This is a genomic window from Pseudomonas sp. YNh (genome assembly GCF_037993085.1).
Classification (GTDB): Bacteria; Pseudomonadota; Gammaproteobacteria; order Pseudomonadales; family Pseudomonadaceae; genus Aquipseudomonas; species Aquipseudomonas putida.
The window spans coordinates 1-5455 of sequence record NZ_JBBMRJ010000061.1 but is presented as its reverse complement, the minus strand read 5'-3'; the positions used below and the strand labels follow the sequence as shown (position 1 = coordinate 5455).

6 protein-coding genes and 1 pseudogene are annotated in these 5455 nt (G+C 54.4%); 5 read left to right on the top strand and 2 right to left on the bottom strand.

Annotated elements, in window-relative coordinates:
* Window positions 1–415 (top strand): annotated as a pseudogene (locus tag WF331_RS28940) (hypothetical protein); the annotation flags it as partial.
* Window positions 416–664: 249 nt separating this feature from the next.
* Here WF331_RS28940 and WF331_RS28935 read toward each other — a convergent pair.
* Entirely contained in the window at window positions 665–1141 is a 477-nt protein-coding gene (locus WF331_RS28935; RefSeq protein ID WP_196185119.1) for a helix-turn-helix domain-containing protein, read from the bottom strand.
* A gap of 230 nt (window positions 1142–1371) precedes the next feature.
* Here WF331_RS28935 and WF331_RS28930 point away from each other — a divergent pair, with 230 nt between their 5' ends.
* The 4 genes from WF331_RS28930 (at window position 1372) to WF331_RS28915 (ending at window position 4280) form a co-directional block, all read left to right on the top strand.
* Window positions 1372–1776 (top strand): hypothetical protein, encoded by a 405-nt coding sequence (locus WF331_RS28930; RefSeq protein ID WP_232877726.1) that lies wholly within the window; start codon window positions 1372–1374, stop codon window positions 1774–1776.
* Window positions 1777–1778: 2 nt separating this feature from the next.
* On the top strand, window positions 1779–2183 hold the full coding sequence (locus WF331_RS28925) for a DUF6957 family protein (RefSeq protein ID WP_232877728.1): 405 nt from the start codon (window positions 1779–1781) through the stop codon (window positions 2181–2183).
* 86 nt (window positions 2184–2269) lie between these two features.
* Entirely contained in the window at window positions 2270–3001 is a 732-nt protein-coding gene (locus WF331_RS28920; RefSeq protein WP_232877730.1) for a metallophosphoesterase family protein, read from the top strand.
* 958 nt (window positions 3002–3959) lie between these two features.
* Window positions 3960–4280, top strand: coding sequence for a hypothetical protein (locus tag WF331_RS28915; protein WP_232877732.1), 321 nt, complete (start codon window positions 3960–3962; stop codon window positions 4278–4280).
* Between the two features lie 614 nt (window positions 4281–4894).
* On the opposite strand, the gene WF331_RS28910 is transcribed toward WF331_RS28915, so the two are convergent.
* Complete coding sequence (locus tag WF331_RS28910; RefSeq protein ID WP_232877734.1) at window positions 4895–5359, bottom strand: Lrp/AsnC family transcriptional regulator; 465 nt, start codon at window positions 5357–5359, stop codon at window positions 4895–4897.
* Window positions 5360–5455 lie beyond the last annotated feature (96 nt).

Below are 5455 nucleotides of genomic sequence, written 5' to 3'. Positions count from 1 at the left end.
AACCTCTTTCGCCCGCAGGGCGCCTTCGGCTGGTTCAGTTACACCACTTCCCGGGACACGATCTGTAAATGGGTTTGCGAGGCAATATATTCGGCCGCTGCGTGGTGGAGGGCTGTCTGCAGCACCGCGTACTGGGTTAGGCGTTCAGAAGCTATTCGAAAGGGTAAAGATGGTTCATGTAGCGGTGGCTTTTTGGATGCTTGGGATCGGGTATGGGGTTATCTCAGAAAAGGAAGCGGGTCTGATCCAGAGCTACATATATTCGCGATCAACCGTATTTCCTGCTGGTGCAGAGTCTGTTGCCAGTGCCGGGCGTAGATGTTTTTCAGCCGAAACATTGGCCGCCATTCGAGAAGAGGCAATTCATGAGCTTACTGAGCAGGAATACAATCAGATTGCTTGGGCAATTGGTTGAGGTACTTGCCTACAATTTCCGTGGCTAACTGGGCGGGCTGCTTCGCGGTCAGCTGTCGTGAACTGAGCCTTGCGGTACCCACGTCGTCCCGGCCCTGTAGACCAAATTCACATACCTCCAGTTCGCCACTCGTCTTAGTGATAATGCGCTACATAGTCTCGGCTAAGCCTGTGCACGAATCGAATCCTGCTTGCAAATTTGCAGAGTACCTTGCGATTTCCAAGGACGAAGGGGCCACGTATCGATGATTCAAGTCTTCCGCCATATCCTACTGACCGTAGATTGATGGATCCCAAGCCTTTCGGCGGTTTTCCGTTGATTTAGACCTTCATCACGGCACGCTAGTACTTGTCGAACCACGTCCTCACTTAAGCTTCGCCCAGCGCGTTCAGCGATGAGTTCCCCTTCGGCGAAATGGTTTGGCAGGTCAGACGCGATGCGCAGCGCATCAAGATCCGCGAGCTCTTTCTTGATGCTTGCAAGACGTTCTGGAACGGATGTCTGAACATCGTAGCTTGAGGCAATTATCAGCAAGGCTATGGGGTCGTAGCCCAACGCCTCTGAAATGCTGCCCAACGTTTCAAGCGTAACTCCGGTTTTGGCGTTCTCGAGCCTCTGCAGGTGGCGAGGCTCGATCTTGGCCTGGGCATTAAGCTGATCACGCGAAAGCCCGCGCCTGGAACGCGCGAGACGCAGGACTGCTGCGAGGGACTCCCTCGATACCATGTCGAATCCTCAAAAGTGAGGATAAGGCCATATTGAACATATGCACGCCATGACATATAGTTCATGGCGTGCATAGGGTGCCCACTTTAGGTCTCGCAATCCACGTGGAATCTACGGTTAGCGCTAGCTGCCTCCAGCCAACGAATGGCAAAAAATGACGATCATGGTCGGAAGTATGGCCTTCAGTGACCGTTGCGTGTGGGCTATCCCGTCGGAGGGAGTCCCCCCTCATGCGACCAGCAATGCTAGGAATAAATGTGTTTTTGACGAAGAGCGATGAGCTCCAAGGGAGGTTCAGGATTGAGGACTCAGAAGTCCTATTCTGGAAATCCATCAACCTGAGCCGCTGCACCTACATGTTTTTAGTCGAAGGGGTAGGTTTCGATGCAGGCGCCCTTGGCCCTACATCGCAGCTTGTGTTTGACGTAACAACGATCAAGTCACTCTGGGAAAACGGATCACCGGAGCTCCTGGGCGTGCACAGGGTGTATGTGATTCCGCCATTAGCTCTACGCAAGACCGGTTGCTACATGGAGCCGCTGTCTGAGATCCGAATCAGCGGTGGTAGCGAGAGCTGCCCTATCTACGAGTTCGTCACAGATACAGGTCGTGTTTTCAGCAGCGACGAGGTCTGACCATGGCTGCCACGCTGGAAGAGGTGAGTGATTTTTTCTACGGAGAAGGCAAGGTCGTCTCGGGATGGGAGGGGGACGATGGCGCGCTGATAGAGCTCGCTAACGAGTACCGCCCAGGTAAACCGTATTGCTTGGTGCGTAAGTGGATCGTTGCCGACCTGCAGCTCACACCAGAAGAGCTTGAGCAATTCAGAATAGAGGCGGTACTGCCTTTGGTGCTCTTTGCTCACGAAGTCGTCCGAGACAGTCGCAATCGTTTCCCGCCTGGGCACTGGGTGCGCAGCAACTTCGGGATCTCGCACAGCCATCCATGCATGTTCGAAACCAGGAGCACGGTTTACCTTCTGCTAGGTGATGGCTGCAGGAAGCGCGCTACCCTCGACACGGTTTTTTCACTGCGTCCCTAGCTCAATCCGAGAGCTAGCCCGGGTTCCCTTCGGTCAAGCCTTGGAGAAGCGATACATATAATGCCGCTCGGAGTGTGAGAGAACTGATGAAAGTCTTGGTGTATTCAGATTTGCATTTGGAATTTAGGGCCTTTGAGCCTCCCCAGGTCGATGCAGATTTGGTTGTGCTCGCTGGAGACATTTCGGTGCGCGGTCAGGGTGTGACATGGGCAAACCAAACCTTCACTTGCCCAGTCATCTACGTGCCCGGTAACCACGAATACTACAAAGGTGGCCACCTGGATCGTACGCTCATCAAGATGAAGCAGGCGGCGGAGGAGCATGTGCATGTCCTCGAGAATGAATGCCTTGTCATTGGAGATACCCGATTTCTGGTTACCACCGCCTGGACAGACTTCACCTCAACCGGAGATTACAAAGCTGCGATGTACGAGTGCTGGGAGTGGATGAATGACTTCAAGGTTATCCGAAGTGGTGAGGGTTTCAGGAAGCTTCGCCCCGTTGACCTCATCGCTCGGAACATTGTCGCTCGCGATTTTCTTACCACCGAACTCGCTAAGGACTTTGAGGGAAAAACGGTTGTGATCACTCATCATTGTCCTATCCAGGAGGTAGCTGGTAATGGACACGAAGGCCATCTCGGTGCTGCTTATTTCAACGGATGGCACGACCTGGTGGCTCAAACCGACGTTTGGATTTATGGCCATACACATCACGCAGTGGACACCGTGGTCTCGGGGTGTCGGATCGTCTCGAACCCCTTGGGTTATCCAGGGGAGCGTACTGGCTTCTCAGCTGACTTCACCATCGAAGTCTAAGCCGCCGGCGGGTGCACGGATTGACCGTGGCACCTGGTAGAGATCACACAGGGTTTTTAGAAAAAGGTCAGCGAATGCAGCCACGGTCTACAAGCATCCACATTCAGTTTCATGGACGTGACTTCACTGACTTTCAGCTGAAACGTCTGATACAGGCGAAGTCGCATGGCTTCCCTGCGCCCGTGACTGCCTACCTGTCTGATGTGTTTCTCGCATCGTCGTGCGCAGTAGGGGTCGTGTTCGACCATCAGGATGAGGGCCCATACGGGCGGTACTCAGACGGTAACTATTTCCAGACCTCAAAGCTCGTGAGCTTGAGCAAGGAGGGCCGATTTTGGGTCGCTACCGCCGAGTCAGGCCGCTACGTCATTGCCACGTTCAAGCGTGAAATGGGTAGGGCGAGCTTGCGGTCGTTTCTCACCAAAGGGGTGTGACGCCTTATAGCCAGGCGCCTCAGAGAGGCGCCGAAATTGCGACGGTCATGGGTCAGGTGTAAGTCGAGAGCAGTGTTCGCAGGAAGTCTTGTCTACGGTACACGCTACTAAAGATTGTGTAGTCGCGTGCTCCGTCGTGACAGAGGTGACCTGCTTCCACTAGGCCGATGATGTAACCCTCCGCCTTCCCACGGGCCTCGCGAAGGTCTTGCTCTGTCGTGCACTTGTGAATGTCACCAACAAGCCTTTTCCAACGCTCAGCTTGGCGCTTACCGACTGGATCATCGGAGAAAGACGGAGCTTTAAGCAGTGACTCGTAATAGGGGGCAGCTAGCGTTCTCAAACGGGATGCTCCAGAGGCTAAACCTGGGGCAAGGTTATCATGCGTGCACGCATTCGCCTGTTACTGCCCCGGCAGGGGCAGGCTACTCGTACCTGGGAGCTGAAGCAGAGCTTTGAGTTGCTGAATCTGTCTGGGTTGGGAGGGTGCGGCACATGCTGGCAGATAATGGCGGAGGTGCAGAATGAAGGTCACACAGGCAGGTGAGCCCGATCTGGTCATCGACGTGATATGTGATGTCTGCGATATATCTACGCGAGATGGCGAAGGTGAGCTTCAGCACGGAACGATGCATGCATCATGGGGCAACGGCTCAGCACATTGCGGCGAAAAGTACGAACTGCACCTGTGTCAGGGCTGCTTTTTCGATCAGGTCGCGTCCATTAAGCGCACACGATGGAGCAGTGTGATGTTCGAAGAGGAGGGCGATGCCATCCTGAATGATGAGGCATACGGGCGGATTAAAAATAACAAGCTGGGCAAGGGTAGCAGCGAGGATCGGTAAGCGCCTCCATGATGATTTGGCCCATAGACTATCGAGATGAGAGATGCCTAAGAAGCGGGTTCCACTGTCAACGCGTCATATAGATCAAGACGGGGCTGCGGCCTTGCCAACCTCTGTAGTCAAAGCTATGGAGGTCAATTTTGGAATGCCTGTCACAGCTTACATCTCAGCTGCTGCCTATGGGGCAGGGGACATGTACCTGGAAGGCTTGGTATATGCGGATCGAGAAAGTCGCTTTGACGATGGTGACATAATCCGCACCTCTATCATTCTGGATAGCACGACTGTCGAGGGGTTCTTAGTGGTAAGGACGCTAAGCAGTCTTTATGTGGTTTGCGACTGGCGGGGCGGCCGAGTTTCTGAAACCTCAATCGCTGGACATTGAAGCGGCCAAGGCGTGAGGTGGTGGCGTGAGAGAAGCACGAAGCATGGTGCGTGGCCTCACGGCACGGCTGTCGTGAACCAAGTCCAGCTTCGCCGGCCTCGGCCCTGCGGGCTTCCATCCTCACGCCTGCGCGCTCCGCTTACTAAGCCGCCTCACGGAGAATGCGACTCTCTGAACAAGCGCGGTGTGGCCGCTGGGATGGCTATGGCTAGTCTCAGGCAAACTACGTTCAGAGCGGCACGCTAGCGGCCTTAAGCTGGCGCAACACGAAGCTAGAGACCGAGTGTCTGAGTCCAGCGATTTTGTACAGCTTTTCACGCAGCAGGCGCTCGTAATCCCGGGTGTCTTTCACTGCGACGCGAATGAAGTAGTCGTGCTCCCCGGAGACCAGATAAGCCTCGATGACCTCTGGGATGTCTGCCAATGCTCGTTCGAACCTTTCTAGCATTTCGTCGCTGTGCTGCTCCAAGGTCAGCATCACGATGAGGCTGTCGCGGAAGCCTAGTTCGGCCACGTCAATGCGGGCTGCGTAACCCTGGATGACGCCTGACTCCTCCATGCGCTTGATCCGCTGCCAGCAAGGGCTTGGGGACAGTCCAACCTGCTTACCTACCTCCTGGAAACTCGCCCGTCCGTCTTGGCTGAGCACCCGCAGGATTCGTCGATCCATTTCATCAAGATTAGTCTTTTGCATTTTTGAAATTCTGCGAAAGGATTTTTTGAATTATGAATCGCCCCTGGTTTTCTAGACACTCTCCAAGCTCAGGAAATAGCGTTTCTCATACTCTAC